This is a genomic window from Terrabacter sp. Soil811 (assembly GCF_001429655.1).
Classification (GTDB): Bacteria; Actinomycetota; Actinomycetes; order Actinomycetales; family Dermatophilaceae; genus Terrabacter.
Genome location: NZ_LMSX01000001.1, coordinates 687,028 through 713,944 on the forward strand (window position 1 = coordinate 687,028; position 26,917 = coordinate 713,944).

The 26,917-nt window shown below is 71.7% G+C and carries 29 protein-coding genes and 3 tRNA genes; 12 read left to right on the forward strand and 20 right to left on the reverse strand.

Translation table 11 applies throughout. The features are described from left to right. Positions 1 to 30: 30 nt before the first annotated feature. The 6 genes from ggt to ASH01_RS03160 all read right to left on the reverse strand — a co-directional run bounded on the left by ggt (position 31) and on the right by ASH01_RS03160 (position 4,956). Positions 31 to 1,914: a gamma-glutamyltransferase gene (gene ggt / locus ASH01_RS03135; RefSeq protein WP_082619364.1), complete on the reverse strand. Its 1,884-nt coding sequence runs from the start codon at positions 1,912 to 1,914 to the stop codon at positions 31 to 33. A 227-nt stretch (positions 1,915 to 2,141) separates the two neighbouring features. After that, positions 2,142 to 2,858, reverse strand: coding sequence for a 50S ribosomal protein L1 (rplA, locus tag ASH01_RS03140; RefSeq protein WP_056771168.1), 717 nt, complete (start codon positions 2,856 to 2,858; stop codon positions 2,142 to 2,144). A gap of 149 nt (positions 2,859 to 3,007) precedes the next feature. Then, entirely contained in the window at positions 3,008 to 3,442 is a 435-nt protein-coding gene (gene rplK / locus ASH01_RS03145) for a 50S ribosomal protein L11 (protein WP_056771171.1), read from the reverse strand. Between the two features lie 97 nt (positions 3,443 to 3,539). Beyond that, positions 3,540 to 4,418: a transcription termination/antitermination protein NusG gene (nusG, locus tag ASH01_RS03150; protein WP_056771174.1), complete on the reverse strand. Its 879-nt coding sequence runs from the start codon at positions 4,416 to 4,418 to the stop codon at positions 3,540 to 3,542. 79 nt (positions 4,419 to 4,497) lie between these two features. Then, positions 4,498 to 4,767 (reverse strand): preprotein translocase subunit SecE, encoded by a 270-nt coding sequence (secE, locus tag ASH01_RS03155; protein ID WP_056771177.1) that lies wholly within the window; start codon positions 4,765 to 4,767, stop codon positions 4,498 to 4,500. Positions 4,768 to 4,883: 116 nt separating this feature from the next. Further along, positions 4,884 to 4,956 (reverse strand) — tRNA-Trp (locus ASH01_RS03160). 258 nt (positions 4,957 to 5,214) lie between these two features. Between ASH01_RS03160 and ASH01_RS03165 the strand changes: the two genes are divergently transcribed. From ASH01_RS03165 to ASH01_RS03180, 4 genes are all read left to right on the forward strand, one after another. Further along, positions 5,215 to 6,597, forward strand: a complete 1,383-nt coding sequence (locus tag ASH01_RS03165; RefSeq protein ID WP_056771180.1) for an aminotransferase class I/II-fold pyridoxal phosphate-dependent enzyme — start codon at positions 5,215 to 5,217, stop codon at positions 6,595 to 6,597. Beyond that, entirely contained in the window at positions 6,594 to 7,115 is a 522-nt protein-coding gene (locus ASH01_RS03170) for a DUF5709 domain-containing protein (RefSeq protein ID WP_056771184.1), read from the forward strand. The genes ASH01_RS03165 and ASH01_RS03170 overlap by 4 nt, the downstream gene beginning before the upstream one ends. A gap of 93 nt (positions 7,116 to 7,208) precedes the next feature. Beyond that, positions 7,209 to 8,237, forward strand: a complete 1,029-nt coding sequence (locus tag ASH01_RS03175) for an adenosine deaminase (RefSeq protein ID WP_056771186.1) — start codon at positions 7,209 to 7,211, stop codon at positions 8,235 to 8,237. 125 nt (positions 8,238 to 8,362) lie between these two features. After that, on the forward strand, positions 8,363 to 9,046 hold the full coding sequence (locus tag ASH01_RS03180; protein WP_156415391.1) for a hypothetical protein: 684 nt from the start codon (positions 8,363 to 8,365) through the stop codon (positions 9,044 to 9,046). An 88-nt stretch (positions 9,047 to 9,134) separates the two neighbouring features. On the opposite strand, the gene ASH01_RS03185 is transcribed toward ASH01_RS03180, so the two are convergent. The 6 genes from ASH01_RS03185 to ASH01_RS03210 all read right to left on the reverse strand — a co-directional run bounded on the left by ASH01_RS03185 (position 9,135) and on the right by ASH01_RS03210 (position 11,804). Further along, entirely contained in the window at positions 9,135 to 10,208 is a 1,074-nt protein-coding gene (locus tag ASH01_RS03185) for a UDP-N-acetylmuramate dehydrogenase (RefSeq protein ID WP_056771192.1), read from the reverse strand. 17 nt (positions 10,209 to 10,225) lie between these two features. Further along, a complete protein-coding gene (locus ASH01_RS03190; RefSeq protein ID WP_056771193.1) occupies positions 10,226 to 10,696 on the reverse strand; it encodes a MaoC/PaaZ C-terminal domain-containing protein in 471 nt (156 codons plus the stop codon). After that, positions 10,696 to 11,142 carry an FAS1-like dehydratase domain-containing protein gene (locus ASH01_RS03195; RefSeq protein WP_056771198.1) on the reverse strand — a complete coding sequence of 149 codons (447 nt, stop codon included), beginning with the start codon at positions 11,140 to 11,142 and terminating at the stop codon, positions 10,696 to 10,698. Before ASH01_RS03195 ends, ASH01_RS03190 begins: the two co-directional genes overlap by 1 nt. 112 nt (positions 11,143 to 11,254) lie before the next feature. Next, a complete protein-coding gene (rpmG, locus tag ASH01_RS03200) occupies positions 11,255 to 11,425 on the reverse strand; it encodes a 50S ribosomal protein L33 (protein ID WP_020143294.1) in 171 nt (56 codons plus the stop codon). A gap of 170 nt (positions 11,426 to 11,595) precedes the next feature. Beyond that, positions 11,596 to 11,672: transfer RNA gene (locus ASH01_RS03205), tRNA-Met, on the reverse strand. Positions 11,673 to 11,731: 59 nt separating this feature from the next. Then, positions 11,732 to 11,804: transfer RNA gene (locus ASH01_RS03210), tRNA-Thr, on the reverse strand. A 138-nt stretch (positions 11,805 to 11,942) separates the two neighbouring features. On the opposite strand from ASH01_RS03210, the gene ASH01_RS03215 reads away from it, so the two are divergent. Next, positions 11,943 to 13,319 (forward strand): AI-2E family transporter, encoded by a 1,377-nt coding sequence (locus ASH01_RS03215; RefSeq protein WP_235509509.1) that lies wholly within the window; start codon positions 11,943 to 11,945, stop codon positions 13,317 to 13,319. A 27-nt stretch (positions 13,320 to 13,346) separates the two neighbouring features. Here the strand turns inward: ASH01_RS03215 and ASH01_RS03220 are convergent, their stop codons facing one another. Beyond that, positions 13,347 to 14,243: a hypothetical protein gene (locus ASH01_RS03220; protein WP_056771205.1), complete on the reverse strand. Its 897-nt coding sequence runs from the start codon at positions 14,241 to 14,243 to the stop codon at positions 13,347 to 13,349. A 59-nt stretch (positions 14,244 to 14,302) separates the two neighbouring features. Here ASH01_RS03220 and ASH01_RS03225 point away from each other — a divergent pair, with 59 nt between their 5' ends. The 3 genes from ASH01_RS03225 (at position 14,303) to ASH01_RS03235 (ending at position 16,672) form a co-directional block, all read left to right on the forward strand. Next, positions 14,303 to 15,124: a hypothetical protein gene (locus ASH01_RS03225; protein WP_056771208.1), complete on the forward strand. Its 822-nt coding sequence runs from the start codon at positions 14,303 to 14,305 to the stop codon at positions 15,122 to 15,124. Between the two features lie 97 nt (positions 15,125 to 15,221). Beyond that, the gene (locus ASH01_RS03230) at positions 15,222 to 15,425 is read left to right on the forward strand and encodes a hypothetical protein (protein WP_056771211.1); all 204 of its coding nucleotides are present in this window, start codon (positions 15,222 to 15,224) and stop codon (positions 15,423 to 15,425) included. After that, on the forward strand, positions 15,425 to 16,672 hold the full coding sequence (locus ASH01_RS03235) for a cupin domain-containing protein (RefSeq protein WP_056771214.1): 1,248 nt from the start codon (positions 15,425 to 15,427) through the stop codon (positions 16,670 to 16,672). Before ASH01_RS03230 ends, ASH01_RS03235 begins: the two co-directional genes overlap by 1 nt. Positions 16,673 to 16,792: 120 nt before the next feature. Here ASH01_RS03235 and ASH01_RS03240 read toward each other — a convergent pair whose 3' ends face one another. Both ASH01_RS03240 and icmF read right to left on the reverse strand, forming a co-directional pair. Beyond that, a complete protein-coding gene (locus ASH01_RS03240; RefSeq protein ID WP_056771216.1) occupies positions 16,793 to 17,554 on the reverse strand; it encodes a helical backbone metal receptor in 762 nt (253 codons plus the stop codon). Between the two features lie 30 nt (positions 17,555 to 17,584). Then, on the reverse strand, positions 17,585 to 20,854 hold the full coding sequence (icmF, locus tag ASH01_RS03245) for a fused isobutyryl-CoA mutase/GTPase IcmF (protein WP_056771219.1): 3,270 nt from the start codon (positions 20,852 to 20,854) through the stop codon (positions 17,585 to 17,587). 91 nt (positions 20,855 to 20,945) lie between these two features. Between icmF and ASH01_RS03250 the strand changes: the two genes are divergently transcribed. Continuing rightward, positions 20,946 to 21,488, forward strand: a complete 543-nt coding sequence (locus ASH01_RS03250) for a MarR family winged helix-turn-helix transcriptional regulator (protein ID WP_056772636.1) — start codon at positions 20,946 to 20,948, stop codon at positions 21,486 to 21,488. Between the two features lie 58 nt (positions 21,489 to 21,546). Next, positions 21,547 to 22,797, forward strand: a complete 1,251-nt coding sequence (locus ASH01_RS03255) for an AGE family epimerase/isomerase (RefSeq protein ID WP_056771222.1) — start codon at positions 21,547 to 21,549, stop codon at positions 22,795 to 22,797. On the opposite strand, the gene ASH01_RS03260 is transcribed toward ASH01_RS03255, so the two are convergent. After that, positions 22,794 to 22,985: a BldC family transcriptional regulator gene (locus ASH01_RS03260; protein WP_056771227.1), complete on the reverse strand. Its 192-nt coding sequence runs from the start codon at positions 22,983 to 22,985 to the stop codon at positions 22,794 to 22,796. The genes ASH01_RS03255 and ASH01_RS03260 overlap by 4 nt on opposite strands. A 206-nt stretch (positions 22,986 to 23,191) precedes the next feature. On the opposite strand from ASH01_RS03260, the gene ASH01_RS03265 reads away from it, so the two are divergent. Next, complete coding sequence (locus ASH01_RS03265; protein ID WP_056771230.1) at positions 23,192 to 23,671, forward strand: MarR family winged helix-turn-helix transcriptional regulator; 480 nt, start codon at positions 23,192 to 23,194, stop codon at positions 23,669 to 23,671. Positions 23,672 to 23,699: 28 nt separating this feature from the next. Here ASH01_RS03265 and ASH01_RS03270 read toward each other — a convergent pair whose 3' ends face one another. The 3 genes from ASH01_RS03270 to ASH01_RS03280 form a co-directional block, all read right to left on the reverse strand. Then, complete coding sequence (locus ASH01_RS03270) at positions 23,700 to 24,944, reverse strand: D-arabinono-1,4-lactone oxidase (RefSeq protein WP_056771233.1); 1,245 nt, start codon at positions 24,942 to 24,944, stop codon at positions 23,700 to 23,702. A gap of 43 nt (positions 24,945 to 24,987) precedes the next feature. After that, positions 24,988 to 25,314 carry a hypothetical protein gene (locus tag ASH01_RS03275; protein ID WP_056771237.1) on the reverse strand — a complete coding sequence of 109 codons (327 nt, stop codon included), beginning with the start codon at positions 25,312 to 25,314 and terminating at the stop codon, positions 24,988 to 24,990. A 133-nt stretch (positions 25,315 to 25,447) separates the two neighbouring features. Next, positions 25,448 to 25,633, reverse strand: a complete 186-nt coding sequence (locus ASH01_RS03280) for a hypothetical protein (protein ID WP_056771240.1) — start codon at positions 25,631 to 25,633, stop codon at positions 25,448 to 25,450. Positions 25,634 to 25,707: 74 nt separating this feature from the next. Here ASH01_RS03280 and ASH01_RS03285 point away from each other — a divergent pair, with 74 nt between their 5' ends. Continuing rightward, entirely contained in the window at positions 25,708 to 26,229 is a 522-nt protein-coding gene (locus ASH01_RS03285; RefSeq protein WP_082619366.1) for a MarR family winged helix-turn-helix transcriptional regulator, read from the forward strand. 115 nt (positions 26,230 to 26,344) lie between these two features. On the opposite strand, the gene ASH01_RS03290 is transcribed toward ASH01_RS03285, so the two are convergent. Continuing rightward, complete coding sequence (locus ASH01_RS03290; protein ID WP_056771243.1) at positions 26,345 to 26,899, reverse strand: NADPH-dependent FMN reductase; 555 nt, start codon at positions 26,897 to 26,899, stop codon at positions 26,345 to 26,347. Positions 26,900 to 26,917 lie beyond the last annotated feature (18 nt).

A 26,917-nucleotide genomic window follows, 5' to 3' on the forward strand; every position in this document is an offset into this window, starting at 1 on the left:
ACCGGCCTCTCCGGGTGGGTGCGCTCCAGGTCAGCGCGGGTGCACCACCATGGCCGAGCCACCACCGCGGCGCGTCGTCTCCGCGGCGGCCTCGAACAGGCCCCAGCGCAGGCTGCGGATCGCCGTCACGGCACCGATCTCGTTGGGCGTGCCTGCCGATGCCAGCTTGTGGCCCATCGCCGTCAGCGCCGCACCGGTCGGACCGCTGAGGATCGCCGGCTCGGCGCCCTCGCTCGAGCCGTTGCGCGAGCTGAGGCGCGGCGCCGCGATCGCGTCGACGAGCGACAGGTCGCGGTCGAGGTAGCCGAGGATCGTCTGCGACACCGACGTGATGATCGTGGCACCGCCCGGCGAACCCACCGCGAGGAAGGGCTTGCCGTCGTCGAGCAGGATCGTCGGGCTCATCGACGACCGCGGACGCTTGCCGGGGCCGGGCAGGTTCGGGTCCGGGACGCCCGGGGTCAGCGGCGTGAAGTTGAAGTCGGTGAGCTCGTTGTTGAGCAGGAACCCGTACCCGGGAACCGTGATGCCGGAGCCACCGGTCTGCTCGATGGTCAGGGTGTAGGACGCGACGTTGCCCCAACGGTCGGTGGCCGTCAGGTGCGTCGTCGACTGCCCCTCGTAGGGCTCGCTCTGCGCGACCGTGCCGGGCGCGCAGGAGGTGTAGGCGCCGTCGGGCGAGCCGAACGGGATCTGACGAGCCTGGGCCTTCATCGGGTCGAAGAGGCAGGCGCGCTCTGCGGCGAAGGCAGGATCGGTCAGCTCCTTGACCGGAACGTCCGGGACGTCACCCACCCAGCGGTTGCGGTCGGCGAAGGCCGTCGCCGACGCCTCCGAGAACCGGTGCAGGTAGTCGACGTCCGACAGGTCGGACGTCGAGACGCCCGTGCGGTCCTCGTAGGCCTGGACGAGGTTGAGGATCTCGGCCACCGCGATGCCACCCGAGCTCGGGACCGGCATGCCGTAGACGTCGTAGCCCTTGTACTGCGAGTGGATCGGGGCCTTGGTCAGGGCGCGGTAGGCGCGCAGGTCGGCCCTCGTCAGCTGGCCGCCCATGACCGAGGAACCCGCCTTGGCGTGCGGCGCCCGGGACTCGGCGACGATCGCCCGTCCGAGCGCCCCGGCATACAGCGCCTCGGTGCCCTGGGTGCGCAGCGTCCGGTACGCCCTGGCCATGTCGGGGTTGGTGAAGACGGAGCCCACGGCCGGAGCCTGGCCGCCCCGCAGGAAGACCTTCGCCGTCTCGGGGAACACGGAGAAGCGCGCGGCGTTGGCTGCCGTCTGGTCGGCGAACGTCTGGTCGACGACGAAGCCCGTGGCGGCGAGGCGCTCGGCCGGCTTGAGCGCCGCGTTGAGCGACAGCGTGCCGTGGTCGCGCAACGCCTTGGCCCACAGGGCGGGCGTGCCGGGCACGCCGATCGACAGCCCCGAGTTCACCACGGTGTTGAAGTCCATCGCCTTGCCCGTGGCCGGGTCGGTGAAGGTCTTGTCGGTGAACGTCGCCGGAGCCGTCTCGCGGCCGTCGATGGTCGAGACCTTCCTGCTGCGCACGTCGTAGTAGACGAGGAAGCCACCGCCGCCGATGCCGGCGCTGTAGGGCTCCGTGACGCCGAGCGCCGCTGCGGTCGCGACCGCAGCGTCAGCTGCGTTGCCCCCGCGGGCCAGGACGTCGATGCCGACCTGCGAGGCGTCGCGGTCGACCGAGCTGACGGCACCCCCGGAGCCCGTCATGACGGGGACCTTCGGCAGCGGGGTGGGCTGGCCGTGCCAGCCGCGGTCAGCCGCGGCGGCGGCGGGCGCGACCGCCGGCTGCGCGCCGGCCGTGGCCGGCAACAGGGAGAGAGGGAGCCCGACGACGAGAGCGCCGAGGACCCATCGGGAACGTGTCGTGGTGCATACGCTGTGACGACTCATCTTTCGACCGTACCCGCGCAAACGCCGCAGATCGCCCCGAGAACCCCGCCGATCCGAGGTCTGGGACAGGTGTGACCAGGAGGCCACTCGACGGGGACGGGGCGCTCACTCGAGGGTGAGCGAATGGCGTCGGCGCCGGGAGCGCCCCCAGCCAGGACGGTCGGAGACGCACGAGAGCCCGCCACCCCCAGAGGGGTGACGGGCTCTGCGCTGCGTGGGTCAGGCCGTCAGGCCTGGTCCTCCTCGGCGAGGAGGTTGCGCGTCTTGGAGAAGTCGAGCGGGATGCCCGGGCCCATCGTCGTGGAGACGGTGGCCTTCTCGATGTAGCGGCCCTTGGAGCTGGCCGGCTTCAGACGCAGGATCTCCTCGAGGGCAGCGGCGTAGTTCTCGACGAGCTTCGTCTCGTCGAAGGAGGCCTTGCCGATGATGAAGTGGAGGTTCGCGTGCTTGTCGACGCGGAACTCGATCTTGCCGCCCTTGATGTCGGCGACGGCCTTGGCGACGTCCATCGTCACGGTGCCGGTCTTCGGGTTCGGCATGAGACCACGCGGGCCGAGGACCTTGCCGAGACGACCGACCTTGCCCATGAGGTCAGGCGTGGCGACGACGGCGTCGAAGTCGAGCCAGCCGCCCTGGACCTTCTCGAGCAGGTCGTCGGAGCCGACGTGGTCGGCGCCGGCCTCACGGGCGGCCTCGGCCTTGTCGCCGTTGGCGAAGACGAGGACGCGGGCGGTCTTGCCCGTGCCGTGCGGCAGGTTGACCGTGCCGCGGACGGCCTGGTCGGCCTTGCGGGGGTCGACGCCGAGGCGCATGGCGACCTCGACGGTCTCGTCGTACTTGGCCTTGGCGGTCTGCTTGGCGACGCGGACGGCCTCGAGCGGGGCGTAGACCTTGCCGGGCGTGACGAGCTCGGCGGCTGCGCGGTAGTTCTTGCTGCGCTTCATGACTGCTCCTGCTTTCTTCGTGGAGTCGTGGTGCGACCGTGCGCTGGTCTCCCACGGGGCCTCACGGCCGTATGCCGTGTGGCCCGGTTCGGGGCGTGCCCGCCCTCACGCGGAGGGCGGGCGTCCCGAGGTCTGGTGACCCGAGCTCGTCAGAGCTCGGTGTCGATGCCCATCGAGCGGGCGGTGCCGGCGATGATGCGCGCCGCCATCTCCTCGTCGTGGGCGTTGAGGTCTTCCATCTTCTGACGGGCGATCTCGAGGACCTGGTCGCGCGAGAGCTTGGCGACCTTGGTCTTGTGCGGCTCGCCCGAGCCCTTGGCGACGCCGGCGGCCTTCTTGATGAGCTCGGCGGCCGGCGGGGTCTTCGTCACGAAGGTGAACGAGCGGTCCTCGTAGACCGTGATCTCGACCGGAATGACGTTGCCGCGCTGGGACTCCGTCGCGGCGTTGTACGCCTTGACGAACTCCATGATGTTGACGCCGTGCTGACCGAGGGCGGGGCCGACGGGCGGTGCGGGGGTGGCCTGACCGGCCTGGATCTGCAGCTTGATGAAGCCGGAGACCTTCTTGCTCTTGGGGGGCATGGTTGCCTACCTTCTGCGTTGCTGGGCCGACGCCTTGGGCGATGACCCGGTTGCATGTCCTCGTGCGGTCAGCCGCACGAGGTCGTACGACCCTCGATCAGATCTTGGCGACCTGGGCGAAGGAGAGCTCGACCGGGGTCTCCCGGCCGAAGATGGAGACGAGCACCTTGAGCTTCTGGGTGTCGGGGTTGATCTCGGAGATCGTCGCGGGAAGGGTCTCGAACGGGCCCTCCATGACGGTGACGGACTCGCCGACCTCGAAGTCGACGACCCGCACGTCCTTGCCGGCGCTCGAGCCCGACGACGCGCCGGAGCCGTCGGCGGCCGCAGCGGCCTCGAAGTTCGGGGCGAGCATCGTGAAGACCTCGTCGATCGACAGCGGCACCGGCTGGTGGGCGTTGCCGACGAACCCGGTGACGCCGGGCGTGTGGCGCACGGCGCCCCAGCTCTCGTCGGTGAGGTCCATGCGGACGAGGACGTAGCCGGGCATCCGGACGCGACGGACCTGCTTCTTCTGGCCGTTCTTGATCTCGGTGACCTCCTCCATGGGGACCTCGATCTCGAAGATGAAGTCCTCCATGTTGAGGGTCTGGATGCGCGTCTCGAGGTTGGCCTTCACGCGGTTCTCGTAGCCGGCGTAGGAGTGGATGACGTACCAGTCACCGAAGCGCGTGCGCAGGTCGGCCTTGAAGTCGGCGACGGGGTCGCCGCTGCCCTGGGCCACCGGCTCGTCGTCATCGGAGGTCTCGGAGGTTTCGGAGTCAACGGCGGGGTCGACGTCGTCGTCGGACCCGTCGTCGGTCTCGACATCGGTCTCCGCGGCGACGGTGTCGAGGTCGGAGTCGGTGGCGTCGTCCTCAGCACCCGACTCGACGTCGGAGGCCGAGAGGTCGTCGGTCTCGACCGCGGGGTCGACGACGTCGCTCTCGGTGCTCTCGCCGTTCGGGGCGCCCTCGTGGGCGAACTGCTCGGACACGCTCTGACCTGCTTCCTTGCTCGTGGACCGGCCGTGACGGCCGGCAGTGACATCCCGTGAGGGGGCCGGGGCTCGTGCCTCAGGTGGCCGAGCCGGTGAAGACCCAGGAGACCAGCCGGCTCAGACCGAAGTCGAGCGCTGACACGAGCGCCATCATGATCACGACGAACACGACCACGACGGTCGTGTAGCGCACGAGCTCAGGACCCGTCGGCCGCACGACCTTGCGCAGCTCGTCGAGGATCTGGCGCACGAAGAGGCTGATCGCGCCAAAGAGGCGCGACACGGGGTTGCCGCCGCGAGCCTTGTCGGCACGGCCGGACCCGCGCTTGGCGCTCGTCTCCGTCACGATTCCTTCTTTCTGCCTGGGTGTCGGCCCGCGGGCGCCACACCCCGACCGTGGAGTCCCACGTCAGGGCAGAAGCCGCGTGCCGCCTTGCACGACGACCACATCACTGGGATGCGCAGGGCAAGAGGGACTCGAACCCCCAACCGCTGGTTTTGGAGACCAGTGCTCTACCAATTGAGCTATTGCCCTTCGCCGGGGACGTTGGGTGTCCACGGCGGGACGGCATGCGTCAGCATGGCCAGCGAAGCCGTCCGAGGGACGATCATACGGGACGGATGCGCCCCAACGCGAACCGACCCGAAACCCCCTCCGCGGGCCCTCCCCCGTCACCCGCAGGTGACCCTTCGGACGGCCTCCGGGCACCTGCCGCGCCCGCGGCGGGAACCGCGCGACCCGGCATACGGACTCGGCCGCCCGACCCGGGCGCCGCAGTGGCAGGATCGAGAGGTGACGAACCCGCGCACCTCCCTCGCGTCCCTGTCCGACGACGACCTGGCCGGCTTCCTCGCCGAGCAGCGTGAAGCCTACGCGGCCCTGCAGTCCCGCGGCCTCAGGCTCGACCTGACGCGGGGCAAGCCGTCCGCCGCGCAGCTCGACCTCTCCGACGACCTCCTGCGCCTGCCGACCGCGACGAAGGACCGGGCCGGGGTCGACGTGCGCAACTACGGCGGACTCGAGGGCCTCGCCGAGCTGCGCGAGCTCTTCGCCGACCTGCTCTGGGTCGAGCCGAGCCAGGTCGTCGCCGGGGGCAACTCGAGCCTGACGATGATGTACAGCACGATCGTCGACTTCCTCCTCTTCGGCGGCGTCGACTCGCCGCGGCCCTGGTCGCAGGAGGAGAAGGTCCGCTTCGTCTGCCCCGTCCCCGGCTACGACCGGCACTTCTCGATGCTCGCGTCGTTCGGCATCGAGATGGTCACCGTCGACATGCACGCGGACGGCCCGGACATCGCCGCCGTCGAGGCGCTCGTCAAGGACGACCCGAGCGTCAAGGGCATCTGGATCGTCCCGACCTACGCCAACCCGTCCGGGGCCGTCGTCTCGCAGGAGATCGCCGCCCGCCTCGCGGCCATGCCGACCGCGGCGCCCGACTTCACGATCTTCTGGGACAACGCGTACGCCTTCCACCACCTCACCGAGGACGAGGCAAAGAGCGCCGACATCCTCAGCCTCGCCGCCGCCTCCGGGCACCCGAACCGGCCGATCATGTTCGCGTCGACCTCGAAGATCACCTTCGCGGGCGCCGGAGTCGCCGTCCTCGCCGCGAGCGCGGCCACCGTGAGGTGGTACCTCGGACACCTCGCGATGGGCTCCATCGGTCCCGACAAGGTCAACCACCTGCGTCACGTCGAGTTCTTCCACGACGCCGACGGCGTGCGTGCGCACATGCGCAAGCACCGCGAGATCATCGCGCCGAAGTTCGCGGCGGTCGACGAGGCTCTGACGAACGGCCTCGCGGGGCTCGAGGTCGCCGAGTGGAGCCACCCGACCGGGGGCTACTTCGTCAACCTCGATGTGCTCGACGGGACCGCGTCGCGGGTCGTCGCGCTCGCCAAGGAGGCCGGCATCGCGCTGACGCCGGCGGGCGCGTCCTTCCCGCTGGGCCACGACCCGCGCGACCGCAACATCCGCCTCGCCCCGACCTTTCCCGTGCTCGACGAGGTGCGCACGGCCATGGCCGGCGTCGCGACGTGCGTCGCCCTCGCCGCCGCCGAGAAGCTGACGCAGGACCGCGCCGCGGGGGTAGGGGCAGAGGGCGACGGCGAGACGCCGTCGGCCGGGGACGCCACGAGCCCCTCGCACACCGCCACCGAAGGAGCCTCGCGATGAGCGACCAGGATCCCAACGAGACCATCGACGACGAGCTGACGACCTACAGCGTCGACGACGAGGACCAGCTCCAGCCCGAGGACACCCTCGACGACGGTGACCTCGAGGACGTGCTCGACCGCGGCTACTCGCCCAACGACCGGCCGCAGGGCGTCACCGCCCACGGCACGACCGCCTACGAGGAGTCCGTCGACGAGACCATCGACGAGCGCATCCGCCAGGAGGTGCCGGACCCCGACTCCGCCTACGGCGCGCCCGACAACGAGAGCGGCCTCGACGGCGACCGCGTCGGTGGCGACGACCCCGACGCCATCGACGCCGAGGACGACTGGCTCGGAGACCACGAGGTGGGCGACGCCCGCGCCGGTCGCCTCGTGGCCGACGACGAGGGCGCGCACGACGACGACGAGAAGCAGGCCTGGGCCAGCGACGTCGGCGTCGACGGGGCCGGCGCGTCGGCCGAGGAGGCCGCGATGCACATCGTCGACGAGATCGCTGACGAGCCCGACGAGGACTGAGTCCCGCGCGACCCGCAGAGAGGCCACGGCCCGGCACCAGCCGCGCCGTGGCCTCTCCGCGCCGCCCGGGGACCGGATGACACACTGACCCGCATGACGCGTGCGGTGCAGGACCTGCCCAAGGCGCACCTGCACCTGCACTTCACGGGCTCGATGCGCATCGACACGGTGCGAGACCTCGCCGCCCGGCACGGCATCCGCCTGCCCGACGCCCTCGTGACGGGCTGGCCGCCCCGACTCGCCCGAGCCACCGACGAGCGCGGCTGGTTCCGCTTCCAGCGCCTCTACGACGCCGCCCGGTCCTGTGTGCGCGGGGAGGACGACATGCGCCGGATCGTGCGCGAGGCCGCGGCCGACGACGCGGCCGAGGGGTCACGCTGGCTCGAGATCCAGGTCGACCCGACGTCGTACGCCCCCTTCGTCGGCGGGATCACGCCGGCGCTCGAGATCGTGCTCGACGAGGCACGGGCCGTGTCGGCCGCGGGGGACATCGGGGTCGGCGTCGTCGTCGCGGCGAGCCGCATGCGCCACCCCCTCGAGGCCCGCACGCTCGCTCGCCTCGCCGCCCACCACGCGGGCGAGGAGGCCGGCGACGTCGTCGGCTTCGGCCTGTCCAACGACGAGCGACGCGGGGCCGTAGCCGACTTCGCGCCGGCCTTCGCCATCGCACGGCGGGCCGGTCTGGCTCTCGTGCCGCACGGCGGCGAGCTCCTCGGCGCCCAGTCCGTCATGGAGACGCTCGAGCACCTCGACCCGGACCGCATCGGGCACGGCGTGCGCAGCGTCGAGGACCCACAGGTGCTCGACGCCGTCGCCGAGGCCGGCGTGACCCTCGAGGTGTGCCCGGGCAGCAACGTCGCCCTCGGGGTCTACGCCGACGCGAGCGACGTCCCGTTGCGCCGGATCGTCGAGGCCGGCATCCCCGTGGCGCTCGGCGCGGACGACCCGCTCCTCTTCGGGTCCCGCCTGGCCGCGCAGTACGCCGCGGCCCGAGAGCTCGGCTTCGACGACGACGGCCTCGCCGCGCTCGCCCGCGGCTCCCTCGAGGGCAGCCGGATGCCCGACCGCCTGCGCAAGGCCGCGCTCGCCGACGTGGACGCCTGGCTCGCCGGGCCGGCGTGACACCGACCACACGCAGGACCGGGTCGTAACCGGTCATAACGGGCCGCTCCCCACGGAGCCGGCCTCCTCGCCCATCCCCACCGGGTTTGCTCAGGATCGGTGCGCCCGGTCATGCTGGTCGGGAGATGAAGACTTCTGCCCCCGCCACCACCCGCCCATCGACCGCCTCCGGCGCCCGTCTGCGACGACTCGCCGTGGTCGGTCTCGTCGCCCCCGTCGTCGCGCTCGCGGCGTGCAGCGGGGAGTCGCCCGTGACCGCCGACCCGACGGCCCCGGCCGGCACGACCCCGGCCGCGACGAGCACCTCGACGACGTCCACGACGACCGCAGCGCCCACCACGGCCGCGCCGACGACCGCCGCCCCGGTGAAGTACTCGACGCGCACCGTCAAGGCCGTCATCAAGGACCCCCAGCTCGGCCACACGATCACGGCCATGCGCGTCTCGCGCGGCCTGCCGTTCCCGAAGAACCAGCCCGTCGGGGCCGAGGCCTTCGAGATCGTCGGGGTCAAGGTCGAGTTCGCCGCCGGCTCGCGCTACTCGGCGTCGCTCGACCCGAAGATGCTGACGCTCATCGCGACGAACCCCAAGCAGAACGTCGCGCCCACGGCCGAGTTCGGCAAGGCGTACAAGGCCGACCCGCTGCTCACGACGAAACGCGACGAGCGCGACCGCGGGTGGGTCTTCTTCAAGGTCGACAGGGGAACGACGACCGCCCTGCGCCTGGCCTTCAACCGGCCGGCCTACGCCGTCAGCACGACGGACAAGAACATCCCGGCCAAGACCTTCTCCGTCGTCCTGACGAAGTAGTCACTGCACACGGTCTGACGCGAAAGGCTCCGGTTCCCAAGGGAACCGGAGCCTTTGCCGTGTGATCGAGCGCTCGCCGGAACTGCTCTCAGAGCTGGTCGCCGACGATGACCGGCTCGTTGACGAGCGTCACGCCGAAGGTGTCGCGCACCCCGTCGCGCACCTGCCGGGCGAGGGCGAGGACGTCGGCGGTCGTGGCACCGCCCCGGTTGGTCACGGCCAGGGTGTGCTTCGTGGACAGCGCCGCCGGCGCCGGCAGGCCGAAGCCCTTGGCGAAGCCGGCGTGGTCGATGAGCCACGCGGCGCTCGTCTTGACCCGGCCGTCGGGCTCGGGGAAGCGCGGCGGCGTCGGCCCCTCCCAACCGAGCCGCTCCCCCACGCGCTCGACGAGGTCGTCGAACTCGTGGCGGCTGAAGATCGGGTTGGTGAAGAACGACCCGCACGACCACGTGTCCGGGTCGGCGTCGTCGAGCACCATGCCGCGGGACCGGCGCTGCGCGAGGACGGCCTCACGGGCGTCCTGGAGGGGCACGCGCGTGCCGAGCTCGACCCCGAGACCCTTCGCCAGGGCGGCATACGCCACCGGGCGGCTGAGGTCGGCGACCTCGAACTGGAACACCACGTCGAGCACGACGTAGCGCGAGTGCCCCTTGAAGCGCGAGTGGCGGTAGGTGAAGGCGCAGTCGGCGTTCATGAAGGTGCGCACGGCCTGCTCCTGCCGGTCCCACGTGCGCACCTGCGCGACCGTCTGCGACACGTCCTGACCGTAGGCGCCGACGTTCTGGATGGGCGTGGCCCCCGTGAGACCGGGTATGCCGCTCAGTCCCTCGACGCCCGCCCATCCCTGCGCGACGGCATGGGCCACGACGTCGTCCCACACCTCGCCAGCGGCCACCCGGACCACGGCGCCGCCGCAGTAGTCGGCGGACTCGGGCGTGATGCCCGACGTGGCGACGCGCACGACCGTGCCCTCGAAGCCGTCGTCGGAGACGAGGAGGTTGGAGCCGCCCGAGACGACGAGCAGCGGCTCGTCGGCGTCGTCGACCTCACGGACGGCGTCGACGAGCTCGTCGGTGGTCGTGGCCGTGACGACGCGCGCAGCCGGGCCACCGACCCGCATCGTCGTGAGGGTCGAGAGGGGGACGTCGTGTTGCTCCTGCACGCGGTGGACCGGCCGGCTCAGTCGAGGACCGCGACGGCGAGCGCCCGGCCGAGGACCTTCTCGCCGGCCGCGGTGGCGGTCAGCTCGACGGTGACCCGCTTCGCCTCGGGGTCGACGGACTTGACGACGCCCGAGACCTCGATGTCGGCGCCGCCGTCGTAGGGCACGACGACGGGGCGGGTGAAGCGCACGCCGTACTCGACCACGCGGCCGGCGTCGCCCACCCAGGCGGTGACGAGCGTGACCGCCGAGCCCATCGTGAACATGCCGTGGGCGATGACGTCGGGCAGCCCGACCGCCTTGGCGAAGGGCTCGTCCCAGTGGATGCGGTTGCGGTCGAGGGAGGCGCCGGCGTACTGGACCAGGCGCGCCCGGTCGACGTGGACGGTCGTCGCGGGCAGCGCGTCACCGACGGAGACCTCGGAGAAGGACCGCACGGCCGCCGGCGTCGTGCTCGGAGTGCTCGGAGTGCTCGGAGTGGTGCTCATCACTCGCCCCCTCGGATCACGATGGTCGACGTGGCCGTGCAGACGGCCTCACCCGCCTCGGTGGCGAGCTCGGTGCGGGTCGTCACCATGGCGTGGCCGCCGGCCTCGCGCACGGTGTCGACGTGGAGCGTGCCGACGACGGCGTCGCCGGCCGTCAGGGGGCGGTGGTGGACGAAGCGCTGCTCGCCGTGCACCACGCGGGAGAAGTCGATGCCGGCCTCGGGGTCACGGATCAGCTGGCCGTCGCACTGCTGGGCGATGAGGACCGCAAACGTCGGAGGCGCGATGACGTCGGCGTAGCCGCGAGCCCGGGCGACCTCGGCGTCGACGTGCACCCGGTCGGCCGAGCCGACGGCCTCGGCGAACTCACGGATCTTGGCGGCACTGACCCGATAGGTCTCGGTGGGCGGGTAGACCCGGCCCTGGAAGTCTGAGTTCACCGGCATACGGGCAGCCTATCGACCGCTGCCGACCGGCGCCCGCGCCACCCGGTGGGCGTCCGGGAACGACGACGCTCCCCCGGCCGATGGCCGAGGGAGCGTCGAGGAAAGCGATGGTTCAGCGGGTCTCGCGGTGCTCCGTGTGCTTGCCGCACTTCGGGCAGAACTTGTTCATGGCGAGACGGTCGGGGTTGTTCCGACGGTTCTTCTTGGTGATGTAGTTGCGGTCCTTGCAGTCCACACACGCCATCGTGATCTTCGGACGGACGTCGCTGCTCTTGCTGGCCACGGCAACCTGCTCTTTCGGGAACGTACTTTGGGTGTTCGGTCGTCTTGCGACGGGTGTCGCGCGGCGCGTCACGCGTTCCGGGCGGCATCCCGGGGTGACACGCAGGCGCGACGTCCAAGGCTACGCGACACCCCGATGATTCGAGAAATCGAACCGGGTACGCGCGGAAGTGGTAGCGGGAGCGGGGCTCGATCCCGCGACCTCACGATTATGAGTCGTGCGCTCTAACCAGCTGAGCTACCCCGCCATGGGCTGTCGTCCCCCGGCCCGCCGCAGAAGCGACGAGGCCGGGAACCGACCGACCAGAGCCCCAATAGGGAATCGAACCCTAGACCTTTTCCTTACCATGGAAACGCTCTGCCGACTGAGCTATTGGGGCGCGGCCGACACCGAGAAACGTTGCGAGAACGTCTTCAGGACGACCTGTTGTGCGACGGTGAGACTACACGGTCGGCGGCGCGGATACGAAATCGAGCAGATGACCGACGGCCGGCGTCCCAACTGGGAGGATCAGGGCATGAGCGGTCTCATCGACGGCCAGCACGACCCGGGTCCGGCCACCGAACCGCCGGACCCACCGGTCGGGTCCGGGGGCCCACCGCCCGGCACCGACGTCGGTGACGTGGACACCCGCCTGGTCGACGTGCAGGTGCGCTTCGACCGGCGCAGCGTATGGCGCGCGGGCTGGCTCGCGGTCGCCATCGTCGCGATCGCCGCGCTCGGCAAGTTCGTCATCGACGACGGCGGCTCGGTCATCTTCACCCTCATCATGGCCATGCTCGCCTCGATCGCGATGGAGCCGGCCGTCGCACGGCTCTCGCGCCGGATGCGGCGCGGTATGGCGACCATGATCGTCATGCTCGGCGTGCTCGTCTTCTGCATCGTCTTCATGCTCGCCTTCGGCAACCTGCTGGCCGACCAGCTGGCCACCTTCGTCGCCTCGATCCCGTCGCTCGTGGAGAGTGCGACGACGTGGGCCAACGAGACCTTCGGCGTCGAGCTCAGCCCCGACAAGCTGCTGGCCCAGTTCACGAGCGAGGTCGGCGGCCTGAGCACCCTGGCCGGCAGCGTGGCCGGCGGCCTCATCGGTGCCATCGCCGCCGTGCTCGGCGCCTTCTTCTCGTCGATCACCTTCTTCTTCTTCACCTTCTACTTCTCCGCCGACAGCCTGCGCCTGCGTCGCTGGGTCGCCCAGCTCGCCCCGCCGCGCCAGCAGGCGGTCATCGGGGTGGCCTGGGACCTCGCGGTGATCAAGACCGGCGGCTACGTGTCGGCCCGGCTCGTGCTCGCCGGGATCTGCGGCGGACTGTCGAGCCTGTTCATGCTCATCATCGGCATGGACTACTGGTTGGCCCTCGGCATCTGGACCGGCCTCGTGGCCCAGTTCGTGCCGACCATCGGGACCTACATCGCGATCGCCTTGCCGGTCTTCGTCGGCCTCGTCGGACCGGAGCCGTGGCAGGGGCTGGCGCTGCTCGGCTTCGCCCTCGTCTACCAGCAGATCGAGAACGTGACGATCGAGCCGCGCATCTCGGCCGACGCCGTCGACGTGCATCCCGCGGTGTCCTTCGCAGCCGTGATGTTCGGCGCGGCGCTCTTCGGCGTCTCGGGGGCCTTCGTGGCGGTGCCCGTGGCCGCGCTGATGCTCGCCCTCTTCGACATCTACTCGCGCAAGTACGAGCTGCTCCCCCAGCTCGCCGCGCCGCAGCCCGGTGAGCGCCAGAAGGCCGACCACCAGCACGCGTCCTTCACGGCCCGCCTCCCGGTGCTGCCCGGAGCCCGGGCGAAGGCACCCGAGCCGCCGACGCCCGCGGCGGCGCCGGAGCCGACGGGTCTGCGCGCGACGCTGCGCCACTGGTTCTCCCGGCACGACACGTCCGGCCCGAAGACGTAGCCCGCACCCGATGCCCTGACGGCCGCGTCACTCCCCGTCGTGCGCGTCGTGGGCGTCCAGCGCCTGCTGGGCCGTCGCCTCCTCCTCCTCACGGCGACTGCGTATGCCGCCCGCCTCGTCGAGCTCACCCGTGACCTTCTCGAGCCGGGACCTCGCCGTCGCGAGCCGCCGCTCGAGGTCGGCGATGCCCTCCGTGACCTCCTCCTGGCGGGCCGTGAGGACCGCCACCTGTCGGTCGGCGGACCGCAGGTCGGCCCGTGCGGTCTCGAGTGCCGACTGGAGTCGGGCCCGCTCGGCGGCGCGCCGGCTGCGTCGTCGGTCCTCGAGGTCGACGGCGTCGCCTCCTCCCCCGCCGGGCAGGACCGAGAGCGCCGGTCGGGCGCGGTCGGGCGCGGACGACCCGAGCTCCTCGGGGTCCGTGATGGCGACGACGTCGGCCACGTCGACCGAGCCGAATCCTGAGTAGCTGAGCGCCTTGACGAGCGCGCCCGTGAGGACCGAGGCCTCGGCGTCCTCATCGGCGATGAGCGCGGTCAGCGTCTCGCGCACCTCCTGGGCCGCACCGGCGCCGAGCTTCTGGCCGTCCTCGGCCGCGACCTCGGCGATGCGGTCGGCCATGGCGTCGACGCGGGTGGCGCGCTCCCGGCCGAGCAGCCGCAGCTGGTCGGCGTCGAGGGTGCGCTGGGCCTCACGGAGCAGCTCGGCGAACGACCGGAGCTCCTCGAGCTCGTCCGCGTGCTCGCGCACGAAGTGGTTCACCGCCCACGCGGCGAGGGTCGGCTTGCGCAGGGCACCCACCGAGGCGGCGAGGTCCTTCTCGCCCGCGGACCTCGCCTGGGCCACCAGCTCGGAACGGAGGGGAGTGAAGCGAGCGGGCGGGGCGGCATACAGCTGCTCGACGGCGGCGCGCAGGTGCAGGATCACCTCTGCATCCTCCCGCAAACCCGCTGGTGCGGCCCGCGCGGGACGGGCAGGCTGGGGCCGTGATCTGGATCTGTGCGACGTGCGCCGTCGAGACCGATGACCTGCCCGAGCCTCCGGACGCGTGCGCCGTCTGCGAGGACGAGCGGCAGTGGGTGCCCGAGCAGGGGCAGCGCTGGACGACGGTGGACCGGCTGCGGGAGGCCGGGACGCGCATCCGCGTCGAGGCGGTCGAGGACGACCTCTGGGGGCTGCGCGCCGAGCCCGAGGTCGGCATCGGGCAGCAGACGATGGTCGTGCGCGTGCCCGAGGGGGTGCTCCTCTTCGACTGCGTCGGCTACATCGACGACGCCGCGGTCGAGCTCGTGCGATCGCTCGGGCCCGCGCTCGCGGTGGCCTCGAGCCATCCGCACATGTACGGCTTGCAGACGGAGTGGGCCCGGGCGCTCGGCGACGTCCCGGTGCTCGTGGCCGCGCCCGACGCCGAGTGGGTGCGCCGGCGAGACCCGCTCGTCGAGCTCTACGACGAGCAGCGGCAGGTCGCACCGGGTCTGACGCTGCACCGCGTCGGCGGGCACTTCCGCGGTCAGGCCGTCGTCGAGTGGACGGCGGGCGCCGAAGGACGCGGGGTGCTGCTGGCAGGCGATGCCGTCTTCCCCAACCCAGACCGTCGGTCGATGAGCTTCATGCGCAGCTATCCGAACCGGATCCCCTTGTCGGGCAACGTCGTCCAGCGCGTTGCCGGTCAGCTGGAGGCCCTGCACTTCGACCGCCTCTACAACAACTTCGGCACCGCCGTGCCGTCAGGGGCCAAGGCCATGCTGCGACGGTCCGCCGACCGCCACGCGGCGTGGACGCGGGGGGACTTCGACCACCTGACGTGAGGACGCGGCGCCAGGTCGTGCCCGCGACGCGTCCAGTGGGTAGGTGCACCTCGACGGCGTCGTCCGGCGCCGCGCCACACCCCGTGGAGGAGAAGCCATGAGCGACAACCCGCTGGACCCCGTGAGCGACGACCCGACGACCGARGGCCCCGCTGACGGCGGAGCCGACACGAGCAGCCACGACGGTGGCGCCGACGGTGGCGCCGACACCGAGGGCCCCGCTGACGGCGGAGCCGACACGAGCAGCCACGACGGTGGCGCCGACGGTGGGGCCGGAGCGGACCCGACCAGCTCGATCTGATGACCGCTGGCACGACGAGCCGGGTGCCCACGCACGAACGTGGGCGCTCGGCGCTCGCGCGTCTCGTCCCCTTCGCCGCCGACGAGTTCGCCACGGACCACTGGTCGCACACGCCGGTCGTCACCAGGGCAGCCGATCTGCCGGGCGGACTGCTCGACCTCTTCGACGAGGGCTCCGTCGACGAGCTCGTCTCCCGACGCGGGCTGCGCGCCCCCTTCCTGCGGGTCGCCCAGAACGGCCGCACCCTCGGTGACCGGGAGTTCACCCAGAGCGGAGGCGTCGGTGCATCCGTCGCCGACCAGGTGAGCGACGACAAGCTGCTCGGGCTCTTCGCCGACGGTGCCACCATCGTCCTGCAGGGGCTGCACCGCACGTGGGGGCCCCTCATCGACTTCACCCAGCAGCTCGCGGAGGAGCTGGGGCACCCGGTTCAGGCCAACGCCTACGTCACGCCCAGCCAGAACACCGGCTTCAGCGACCACTACGACGTGCACGACGTCTTCGTGCTCCAGATGGCCGGGGAGAAACGCTGGCGCGTCCGGCCCCCGGTGCACGACTCACCGCTGCGCGACGAGCCGTGGACCGACCACCGTGCCGAGGTCGAGGAGGCGGGACGTCGAGCACCTGACCACGAGTTCACGCTCCGTGCCGGTGACGTCCTCTACCTGCCGCGCGGCTGGGTGCACTCGGCCACCGCGCTCGGCGGGGTCAGCACGCACCTCACTCTGGGCGTCCACGTCTGGACGCGACGTCACGTGGCCGACGAGCTCGTGTCGATAGCGCTGGCCGAGGCCAGCCGCGACGAGAGCGTGCGCGCCTCGCTCGACGTCGCGCCGACGGGCTTCGACCACGAGGCCATCGCCCCCGACGTCGAGCTCGTGCGGGCAGCGCTCGTACGCGCCCTGGGCGAGATCGACGTGGCCACGGTCGTCGACGCCCTCGAGGCGCGCGCTCGCGGGTCGCAGCGTCCAGCACCGATCAGCCCGCTCGCCCAGGTGGCAGCCGCTGAGGCCCTTCGTCCCGAGACGACGCTCCGGCTCCGGCCGCACGTGGCCGCGCGGCTCGTGCCCTCGGGCGACGGCCCGGCCCGGCTGCGCAGCCGCCTCGCCGACTTCCCGGTCGAGTCGCACGACGTCGGCACCTTCGTGGCGCTCGTGGCAGGCGGCGTGCTGCGTGCCGACATGGTCGGGCTGGAGCTGGCTCGTCGGCTGATGCTCTCCGGCCTGCTCGTCGTCGCCGACGACTGAGGCACGACGTGGCCCCTCGACGGTCGAGGAGCGGCAGATGGTGGCCTCTCGACGGTTGAACCGTCGAGAGGCCTCGTCGTGCCGGATGGCGATGGTCGAGGGGTCAGTCGGTGCCGGGACTCAGGCGGTGCCGGCCGCAGTCAGGATCGCCCGGGCACCGACGAGACTCGGGCCGTACCAGGTGAGCAGGCGTCCGCTGACGAGCGCGGTGCGGGCCTGCGTGAAGGCCTCCGGACCGTCGGCCGCCGTGAAGACGTAGGGCTCGTCGGGCAGCAGGACGGTCACGCCCTCACGGTCGAGGGCGGCCACCTCGACGTGCGGATAGCGGTCTGCGTCGTCGGCGAGGACGTTGCGCCAGCCGAGCCGCGACACGAGGTCACCGGTGAAGGTGTCACGCCCGACCGCCATCCACGGGTCGCGCCAGATCGCCACGGCCACGTCGACGACGGGCTCGGGCACGGGCCCACCCCACTCGCCCCGCGCGGCGACGAGCCAGTCAGGCGTGCCGACCTCGAGCACCTCGACGAAGAGTCGCTCGAGGGAGTCCAGCGCCCCCGGCACCGTCTCGATGTCGGTGACCCAGACAGGTAGGCCGTCAGCCCGCAGCCGGCGGACGTCGAGCTCGCGGTTCTCCTCCTTGTTGGCCACGACGAGATCCGGCTCGAGAGCCGAGATGGCCCTGAGGTCGGGGTTCTTGGTGCCCCGAACCCGTTGCACCGCAAGACCTTCCGGATGCGTGCACCAGTCGGTCGCGCCGACGAGCCGCTCCGGGCACGTCGTCGCCAGCGCCTCGGTGATCGACGGCACCAACGACACGACCCGGCGTGGCGGTGTCGGGAACGACACGGCATACGCCAGGTCGTCGGCGAGTGTCACCGGCACGGTTCGTGGCCTTTCGACGGTTGCAGCGGTTCAGACGTTGCGGCGGTACTGGCCACCGACCTCGAAGAAGGCCTCGGTCACCTGCTGGAGCGAGCACACCCGCGCCGCCCGCATGAGGACGTCGAAGACGTTGCCGCCCTCGATGGCGACGGCCTTGAGCTCCTCGAGCGCCGCCGCCGCCTCGACCTCGTGCTCTGCGCGGAACGCCCGGACGCGCGAGAGCTGGCTCTGCTTCTCCTCCTCGGTGCCACGGGCGAGCACGACCGTGCGGGGCACGTCACCCTCGTGCGGGTTGCGGAAGGTGTTGACGCCGACGATCGGCAGGCTGCCGTCGTGCTTGCGGTGCTCGTAGAGCATCGACTCGTCCTGGATGCGGCCACGCTGGTAGCCGGTCTCCATGGCCCCGAGCACGCCGCCGCGCTCGGTGATGCGGTCGAACTCCTTGAGGACGGCCGCCTCGACGAGGTCGGTCAGCTCGTCGATGACGAACGAGCCCTGGAGCGGGTTCTCGTTCATCGCGAGCCCCCACTCGCGGTTGATGATGAGCTGGATGGCGAGGGCGCGACGCACCGACTCCTCCGACGGGGTCGTCACGGCCTCGTCGAACGCGTTGGTGTGCAAGGAGTTCGCGTTGTCGTAGATCGCGATGAGCGCCTGCAGCGTCGTGCGGATGTCGTTGAAGTCCATCTCCTGCGCGTGGAGCGAGCGACCCGACGTCTGGACGTGATACTTCAGCTTCTGCGACCGCTCCCCCGCGTTGTACTTCTCCTTCATCGCCACGGCCCAGATGCGGCGGGCCACGCGGCCGAGCACGGAGTACTCCGGGTCCATGCCGTTGCTGAAGAAGAAGCTGAGGTTGGGCGCGAAGTCGTCGACCGCCATGCCGCGCGCGAGGTAGCTCTCGACGTAGGTGAAGCCGTTGGCGAGGGTGAAGGCGAGCTGGCTGATGGGGTTCGCCCCGGCCTCGGCGATGTGGTAGCCGGAGATCGACACGGAGTAGAAGTTGCGGACCTTCCGCTCGATGAACCACTCCTGGATGTCGGCCATCATCTTGAGGCTGAACTCGGTGCTGAAGATGCAGGTGTTCTGGCCCTGGTCCTCCTTGAGGATGTCGGCCTGCACCGTGCCGCGGACGTTGGCGAGGGCGTATGCCGTGAGCTCCTCGCGCTCGGCGTCGCCGGGCTCCCTGCCCTCCCGCGCCCGGAAGGCATCGACCTGCTGGTCGATGGCGGTGTTGAGGAAGAAGGCGAGGATCGTCGGCGCCGGACCGTTGATCGTCATGGAGACGCTCGTCGTCGGGGACACGAGGTCGAAGCCGTCGTAGAGGGCCTTCATGTCGTCGAGCGTGGCGACGGAGACGCCCGAGGTGCCGACCTTGCCGTAGACGTCGGGGCGGGGGTCGGGGTCGCGGCCGTAGAGCGTCACGGAGTCGAAGGCCGTGGACAGGCGGGTGGCCGGCTGCCCCTCGGAGACGAGCTTGAAGCGGCGGTTGGTGCGGAACGGGTCACCCTCCCCCGCGAACATGCGCGCCGGGTCCTCCCCCTCGCGCTTGAACGGGAAGACCCCGGCGGTGAAGGGGTAGTAGCCGGGGAGGTTCTCGCGGCGCAGGAAGCTGACGAGCTCGCCGTGGTCGCGGTAGCGAGGCAGTGAGACACGGGGGATCTTGTTGCCCGACAACGACTCCCGGGTCAGGGTGTTGCGGATCTCCGTGCCCCGGATCGTCACGACCTGCTCGTCGCCGGAGTAGGACTCGACGACGGAGGGCCAGTCGGCGAGCGCGCTCGCCACATCGGTCGGCACGTCGGTGCGGGCGTGGTCGAGCAGGGCCTCGACGGCGTCGACCGCGCTCTCGGCGCTGTCGACGTCGTCGGCCGCCGCTGCGGCCGCGAGCTCCCCGCGCACCGACTCGAGCCGCTGCACCCGGCTGGCCGCGGCGGCATACCGCTCGGTGGCCTCGTGGTAGCCGCGGACGGTGTCACTGATCTCGGCGAGGTAGCGCACCCGGGACGCGGGCACGATGGTCGCGATGCGGGTGGACTGCCTCGTGGCGACGCGCGGCAGCACGCCCTCGTCGACGGGCATCCCCTTCTCCGAGAGCAGCTCGCGCAGCTGCTGGTAGAGCGCGGTGACGCCGTCGTCGTTGAAGGTGGCCGCCGAGGTGCCGTAGACGGGCATGTCGGCCGGGCTCTTGCCGAAGGCCTCGCGGTTGCGCACCATCTGGCGGCCGACGTCGCGCAGGGCGTCCTCGGCGCCGCGGCGCTCGAACTTGTTGATGGCCACGACGTCGGCGCGGTCGAGCATGTCGATCTTCTCGAGCTGGCTGCTGGCGCCGAACTCCGGCGTCATGACGTAGAGGGAGACGTCGGCGTAGTCGATGACGGCGGCGTCGCCCTGGCCGATGCCCGGCGTCTCGAGGATGACGAGGTCGAAGCCGGCGGCGCGCACGACGTCGAGGACGTCATCGAGGTGGGTCGGCACCTGCGAGCCGCCGCGCGTGGCGAGGCTCCGGAAGAAGACGCGGTCGCCGTCGAGCGAGCTCATCCGGATGCGGTCGCCGAGGAGCGCTCCGCCGCCACGGCTGCGGGTCGGGTCGACGGCGAGCACGGCGACCCGCAGCTTGTCCTGCTGGTCGAGGCGCAGCCGGCGGATCAGCTCGTCGGTGAGGCTCGACTTGCCGGAGCCGCCGGTGCCGGTGATGCCGAGGACCGGCACGCGACGCCGGCCCGCGGCCTCGCGGACGCCCGACAGCATGGCGTCGTCGATGTCACCCTCCTGCGCGCCGGTGATGGCGCGTGCCACGGCGGCCCGCTCGCCGGCGAGCACGGCCTCGAGCGCCGGCGCACCGAGCTCCCACGGGTCGAAGTCGCAGTCGGCGACGACGGTGTTGATCATGCCGGCGAGGCCCAGGCGCTGGCCGTCCTCGGGGCTGAAGATCGTGACGCCGGACTCGCGCAGCCGCGCGATCTCCTCGGGGACGATGACGCCGCCGCCGCCGCCGACGACGCGGATGTGGCCGGCGCCGTTCTCCTCGAGCAGCTTCACGAGGTACTCGAAGTACTCGACGTGCCCGCCCTGGTAGGAGCTGACGGCGACGCCCTGGACGTCCTCCTCGATCGCCGCGTCGACGACCTCCTGGACCGAGCGGTTGTGCCCGAGGTGGATGACCTCGGCCCCCTGCGTCTGCATGATGCGCCGCATGATGTTGATCGACGCGTCGTGCCCGTCGAAGAGGCTGCTCGCCGTGACGAGGCGGACGTGGTGGGACGGCTGGTGGTGATCGCGCTTCGCTGCGTCGGACATGGAAAAATAGTAGGACTTCCTACTAATGGACGTCAACGCGTCGGCGTCCTACGATGGCGCCATGAGTGCGCAGACCAACGCCGCGGGCGGCATGAGCGCCGGAGCGGGTGGCGGCACGAGCGCCGGCGTCGCCGCCGGGTCCGGCCTCGGCTTCGACCCGATCGCCCGGGCGCGGGAGCAGTGGGTCGAGCAGGGCTGGGGCCCGGCCGCCGACGGGATGGCCGCCATCACCTCGCTCATGCGGGCGCATCAGATCGTGCTCGCCCGCGTCGAGGCGACGCTCCGGCCGCTCGGGGTGACCTTCGCGCGCTACGAGGTGCTCATGCTCCTGTGGTTCAGCCGGCGCGGCTCGCTCCCGATGAAGGTCATCGGCAGCCGCCTGCAGGTGCACCCCACGAGCGTGACCAACGCGGTCGACCGCCTCGAGGACGCCGGGCTCGTGACGCGCTCGACGCATCCCGAGGACCGGCGCGCGATGCTCGTCGCCCTCACCCCGACCGGCCGCGAGCTCGCGGAGCGGGCCACCAAGGCCCTCAACGCCGAGGTCTTCGAGCAGCCCGACCTCGGGGCCACCGACGTCCGCTCGCTCGTCGACGTCCTGACGCGGCTGCGACGCGACGCGGGCGACTTCTGACCCCAGTTCGTTACGCGGACCGGCAGCGGCCGGGGCGCGACCTCGGCAGACTGGGGGCATGCCCGACACGCCGCTGCCCCCGGACCACCTCGACCGGCTCGCGCAGCAGCGGCGGTCGTTGCGCGAGCTCGCGCGCGCCGCGCAGCGGCCCGGCGGCGGGTTCGGATGGCTCGGCGACGACGGGAGGCTCGACCCGGCATACGGTGTCGAGCTGTGGATCACGGCACGGATGACCCACGTCGCCGCCCTGGCGGTGCTCGAGGGCGACACGTCGTTCGAGGCGGTCGTCGACCACGGCGTCGCGACCTTCGCCCCCGGCGGCCTGCTCCACGATCCCGAGCACGGTGGCTGGTTCGCGTCGGTCCACGCCGACGGCACGCCCGACGTGTCCGACAAGCGGGCCTACGAGCACGCGTTCGTCGTGCTCGCCGCGACCTCCGCGTCAGCCGCCCGGCGTCCCGGGGCGGACGACCTGCTCGACCGCGCGCTGCAGACCTACGAGCAGCGCTTCTGGCGGGAGTCCGACGGTCTCGCCCTCGACGTGTGGGACCGCACGTGGACCGACCTCGAGGACTACCGCGGCGTCAACGCCAACATGCACTCGCTCGAGGCCCTGCTCGCGGCGTGGGACGTGACGCGCGACCCGCGTTGGCTCGGTCACGCGCTCCGGATCACCGAGCGCGCCGTGCACGGCTTCGCCCGCTCGTGGAACTACCGCCTCCCCGAGCACTTCGACTCGTCCTGGGAGCCGCGCCCCGACTACAACCGCGAGCGCCCGACCGACAAGTTCCGCCCGTTCGGCGTGACGCCCGGCCACCTGCTCGAGTGGTCGAGGCTGTCGCTGCACCTGCGCCACGCCCTCGGGGCCGAGGCGCCGGCATGGCTGCTCGACGAGGCGCGCTCGCTCTTCGACGTCGCGGTGCACGAGGGCTGGGACGTCGACGGGCACGAGGGCTTCGTCTACACGACCGACTTCGAGGGTCGGCCCGTCGTGCGGGACCGGCTGCACTGGGTCGTCACGGAGGCCATCGGCGCCGCCCGCACGCTCCACCTCGCGACCGGCGACCCGACGTATGCCGCCTGGTACGACCGGTGGTGGGAGCACGCCCACGCGTGGTTCGTCGACCCCGAGCAGGGGTCGTGGCGCCACGAGCTCTCACCCGAGCTCGCGCCGTCGAGCGTCGTCTGGCAGGGACGCCCGGACGTCTACCACGCCTACCAGGCGTGCCTCGTCGGCGCGCTCGGCGAGATCACGTCGTTCGCCGGGGCCCTCCGGGACGGGCACCTCCGGTCGGCTCGGACCGCCTAGTCCTGCTGGCGGTCGACCAGGGCCCAGATCTCGCTCTCCGGGTAGCGGCGATGTCCGCCCAGCGTCCGCAGCGCGTGGAGCCGGCCGCTCCGTGCCCACCGGCTGACGGTCTTGGGATCGACGCGGAAGATCGTCGCGACCTCCGCCGGGGTCAACAGCCTCTCGACCGCTGTGTCATTTCCGTCCATGTCAGTCCGCCTCGCGCGATCGCAGCGTCAGTGGAGGTCACGGACTCGGGGCTGGCTGCTCAACCCCGAGTCCGAAGGATCCCGGATCCCGGCTCGCCCTGGGGGCGGTCGTCGCCGGGCTCCCGACACCTGTCACGGTACGGACAGTTCATTCGACAATCAAGCGACCAGACCAACGAGCGAGACGGCCTCAGTAGATTGGGCTCATGAGCCACCGCGCCCAGGCCCGCGACGACGCGACGGTCGCCCTGAGAGAGCTGATCCTCGCCGGCGAGCGCTACCGCATCGCGGTGGCCGCGCGTCTCGACCTCACGGTCAACGAGAGCCGGACCATCAGCTACCTCCTGGCCCGTGGCCCCATGGGCCAGACCGAGCTCTCGACCGCCCTCGGCCTGACGACGAGCTCGACGACGACGCTCCTCGACCGCCTCGAGCAGCGCGAGATGGTGCGACGCGTCCCCGACCCGAACGACCGGCGGCGCAGCTCGGTGGAGATCCCCGAGTCGGGCGTGCTCCGGCTCCGCGAGGTCAGGGACTGGCTGCCCCAGGCCTTCGACGCGTTCGCCGGGGACGACCTGCACGACGTGGCCGCCACGCTGGGGACCCTCGCCGCCTCGCTGCGCGAGGTCACCACCCGGATCGACGCCTCGCACACGTCGAGCCCCGGGCGCCGCAAGCGCCACTGAGCGCGGCGTCGTCCGGACCGGTCGTGACTCAGCCGATGACGCGGTCGAGGAAGGCGTTGCCGAAGACGCGCTCCGGGTCGACCCTCGCCCGCAGCGACCGGAAGTCGGCCATCCGCGGGTAGAGCGGCTCGAGCTCGTCGACGCCCGCGACGAAGCACTTGCCCCAGTGCGGCCGTGCCCCGAGCGGCAGGAGGGCTGCCTCGACCGCCGGCAGGACGGCATACACGCGCTCGACGTCGCGGACCCACGTGAAGTGCACGGCCACGACGTCGTGCCCGTGCGAGCCGCTGAGCCAGAGGCCGTCGGCGGCGACGGTGCGCAGCTCCGAGACCTGGAGCACCGGCGCCATGAGGTCACGGAGGCCGCGGAGGCGCTCGATCGCGGTGAGGGCGTGCTCGCGGGGCACGAGGTACTCGCTCTGGAGCTCCTCGCCGCGGCTCGGGGTGAAGCCCATCCGGAAGTGCGGCAGCCGGTCGAGCCACGGCCCCGGCACGCCGCCCTGGGCCGTCACCGACTCCGGGTCGGCACCGTCGAGCATGTGCATCGTCGTGGTCGCCGGAACCGCGCCCAACGGCTCGCTCGGCGCCTGCTCGCCGCGGCTCTTGAGCCAGACCTGGTCGATGCCCGCCTCGCCCCACCGGGTGAAGAGGCTGACGCTGTAGGCGCTGCTCGTGACCGCGTCGAACGCGGAGGGGAGCGCGTCCCACGACAGGCCGGTGAAGACGTCCTGTCGCACGTCGTAGGTGGACTCGACGTCGAGGGTGACGGAGGTGACGATCCCGAGCGCACCGAGAGCGACGACGCTGCCCTCGAAGCCGGCGTCGCCACGGCTGACGGTGCGCCGCTCACCGTCGGGACCGATGAGATCGAGGGAGGCGACGGCCGTTGCGAGAGAGCCGTTCCCGGTGCCCGAGCCGTGCGTGCCGGTGGCGACGGCACCCGCGACGGAGATGTGCGGGAGCGACGCGAGGTTGCCGAAGGCCCATCCCGCCGCGTGCAGCCGGGTCGCCACCTGGCCGTATGCCGCGTGCCCCGTCACGCGGGCCGTGCGGGTCGTCGGGTCGACGACCACGGCGGTCGGCAGGTCGACGAGCGAGACGAGCACGCCGTGGTCAGCGTCCGTGATGTCGGTCAGGTCGGTGAAGCTGTGCCGCGACCCGAGGGCGCGCACGCGCGGGGCCGCCGCGACGAGCTCCTGCAGGTGCTCGACCGAGCGCACCCGCTCGATCGGGGACCGGTAGGTGTGGCTGCCGGCCCAGTTCGTCTCCGCCATGGCCCCCAGTCTGCCCGCGGCGGCCGAGGCGAGGTCAGCGGTGTCAGGCCTGGTGACGCCGGCGGTGGCTGCGGTCCTCGTGGAGCTCGGGGTGGACGTCCTCGGGCAGCTCCTCGGGCTCGGCACCCTCGCCCGGACGGGCCACGCCCCAGCCGTCGGCGGTGATGGTGTCGACGGGCGGGTTGCCGACGAGGTGGGAGCGCTCGGCTCCCTCCGGGTGGTCGCGACGCGCCTGCTCGGTGTCGTCCCGATGCTTGTTGAGCGACTCGCTGGAGTCGCGCCCGGCTCGACGCGGCCCGACGATGACGAGGCCGATCACGAGGATCACGACGACGGCCAGCATGACGATGAGTCCTACACGATCACCCATGGGCACCTCCAGGGTCCGATGCGTCACTCCCGACGGTACTCCCGTCGGCTCCGCGTGAGGCCCGTTGTGCGCGAACGGATGCCGCGCGGGTCGCGCAGCCCGCAGCGGCCCGGAGCTGCTCGGATCGCCCGGGTCAGTGTGCGTCGCGGGCGGCCCGGGCCGCGGCGACCTTCGCCGCGCGCTCGCGCGCGAGCCGGGCCGTGGGGTCGTTGCCCTCGCCCAGCTGCGCCGGGCCGAAGACGGTCAGGGCGACCAGGCGCAGGCGGTAGCCGATGCGGTACCCGACCGAGAGTCCGTCACGGGGCGTTGATCTCGACACGATGCTGCCTCCAGTTAGTTAGTGCACTAACTGTTAGTGTACACAGATCCCGCCACCCCGACGACGAGGCCTCGATGACCCGCAGCACCACCGCCCGCACCACGCCGCGACCGACCACCCGCTCCGGGGAGACCGCCGGCTCCACCGTCTCCCCCGTCTCCCCCGACGACCTGCTCAAGCTCGACCAGCAGGTCTGCTTCGCCCTCGCCGTGGCGGCCCGCAACGTCATCGGGCTCTACCGCCCGGTGCTCGAGCCCCTCGGGCTCACCCACCCGCAGTACCTCGTCATGCTCGCCCTCTGGGAGCGGTCACCCCTCACCGTCCGCGAGATCGGCCGGCTCCTCAGCCTCGAACCGGCCACGCTCTCGCCCCTGCTGAAGCGGCTCGAGGCCGCAGGTCTCGTGACGCGCGACCGGCACCCCGACGACGAGCGTGCCCTCGCCATCACCCTGACGCCGCGCGGCCGGCGGCTGCGCGAGCAGGCGCTCGACGTGCCGCCGCAGATCGTCGAGCGGCTCGGGGTGCGGGTCGAGGACCTCCAGGCGCTGCACGCCTCGCTGACCCGGGTCATCGCCGCCACGACGGCGAACGACTGAGCGCGACCCGACGGGGCACAACGGCCCGGGTATGCCGCGGGGCCCGGACATCGGTCCGGGCCCAGCGGGTCGTCGGCTCGTGGCGAGCCGGGAGGTCGGACGTGGGGCAGGCGGGTCAGGCCGCGGGTCGGTGGTCAACGAGGGCGCTGAGCGCGTCCTGCAGTCGCCCGAAGACCTGGGGGTCGCCGAGCACGTCGGTGTCGATGGTCGTCTGCGACACGATGACGTCGTCGAGCACGACGGCACCGGCGATGCCTGCCGACCGACGGGCGTCGTCGTGGGCCCACTTGCCGCCGTAGGGGGTCGGGGTCGCGCCGACGACGGCGAAGGGCTTGCCGGTGATGGCGCCCTGACCGTAGGGGCGGGACAGCCAGTCGATGGCGTTGTTGAGCACGGCGGGCATGGTGCCGTTGTACTCCGGCGTCACGGCGAGCACGCGGTCGGCGCCCGCGACGCTCTCGCGCAGCTGGGCAGCCGTGGCAGGCACGTCGTCGCCGTCGATGTCCTCGTTGTAGAACGGCAGGGCGCCGAGGCCGTCGATGATGTCGATCTCGACACCCTCGGGCGCCTGGTCGCGCAGCGACTCGGCGATGCGACGGTTGACGGACTCGGTGCGCAGGCTTCCGACGAGGACGGCGACGCGCGTGCGGGGGGTGGCAGCAGTGGTCATGCGAGACAAAACGGACCG

Coding starts and splice junctions, on each gene's coding strand:
- ASH01_RS03250 (WP_056772636.1), top strand. CDS start 20,946: ATGAGCGCCGGAGCGGGTGGCGGCACGAGCGCCGGCGTCGCCGCCGGG.
- ASH01_RS03290 (WP_056771243.1), bottom strand. CDS start 26,899: ATGACCACTGCTGCCACCCCCCGCACGCGCGTCGCCGTCCTCGTCGGA.
- ASH01_RS03255 (WP_056771222.1), top strand. CDS start 21,547: ATGCCCGACACGCCGCTGCCCCCGGACCACCTCGACCGGCTCGCGCAG.
- ASH01_RS03270 (WP_056771233.1), bottom strand. CDS start 24,944: ATGGCGGAGACGAACTGGGCCGGCAGCCACACCTACCGGTCCCCGATC.
- ASH01_RS03215 (WP_235509509.1), top strand. CDS start 11,943: ATGAGCGGTCTCATCGACGGCCAGCACGACCCGGGTCCGGCCACCGAA.
- ASH01_RS03235 (WP_056771214.1), top strand. CDS start 15,425: ATGACCGCTGGCACGACGAGCCGGGTGCCCACGCACGAACGTGGGCGC.
- ASH01_RS03285 (WP_082619366.1), top strand. CDS start 25,708: ATGACCCGCAGCACCACCGCCCGCACCACGCCGCGACCGACCACCCGC.
- ASH01_RS03265 (WP_056771230.1), top strand. CDS start 23,192: ATGAGCCACCGCGCCCAGGCCCGCGACGACGCGACGGTCGCCCTGAGA.
- ASH01_RS03190 (WP_056771193.1), bottom strand. CDS start 10,696: ATGAGCACCACTCCGAGCACTCCGAGCACTCCGAGCACGACGCCGGCG.
- ASH01_RS03275 (WP_056771237.1), bottom strand. CDS start 25,314: ATGGGTGATCGTGTAGGACTCATCGTCATGCTGGCCGTCGTCGTGATC.
- ASH01_RS03195 (WP_056771198.1), bottom strand. CDS start 11,142: ATGCCGGTGAACTCAGACTTCCAGGGCCGGGTCTACCCGCCCACCGAG.
- ASH01_RS03180 (WP_156415391.1), top strand. CDS start 8,363: ATGAAGACTTCTGCCCCCGCCACCACCCGCCCATCGACCGCCTCCGGC.
- rplK (WP_056771171.1), bottom strand. CDS start 3,442: ATGCCCCCCAAGAGCAAGAAGGTCTCCGGCTTCATCAAGCTGCAGATC.
- ASH01_RS03260 (WP_056771227.1), bottom strand. CDS start 22,985: ATGGACGGAAATGACACAGCGGTCGAGAGGCTGTTGACCCCGGCGGAG.
- ASH01_RS03175 (WP_056771186.1), top strand. CDS start 7,209: ATGACGCGTGCGGTGCAGGACCTGCCCAAGGCGCACCTGCACCTGCAC.
- rplA (WP_056771168.1), bottom strand. CDS start 2,858: ATGAAGCGCAGCAAGAACTACCGCGCAGCCGCCGAGCTCGTCACGCCC.
- ggt (WP_082619364.1), bottom strand. CDS start 1,914: ATGAGTCGTCACAGCGTATGCACCACGACACGTTCCCGATGGGTCCTC.
- icmF (WP_056771219.1), bottom strand. CDS start 20,854: ATGTCCGACGCAGCGAAGCGCGATCACCACCAGCCGTCCCACCACGTC.
- ASH01_RS03170 (WP_056771184.1), top strand. CDS start 6,594: ATGAGCGACCAGGATCCCAACGAGACCATCGACGACGAGCTGACGACC.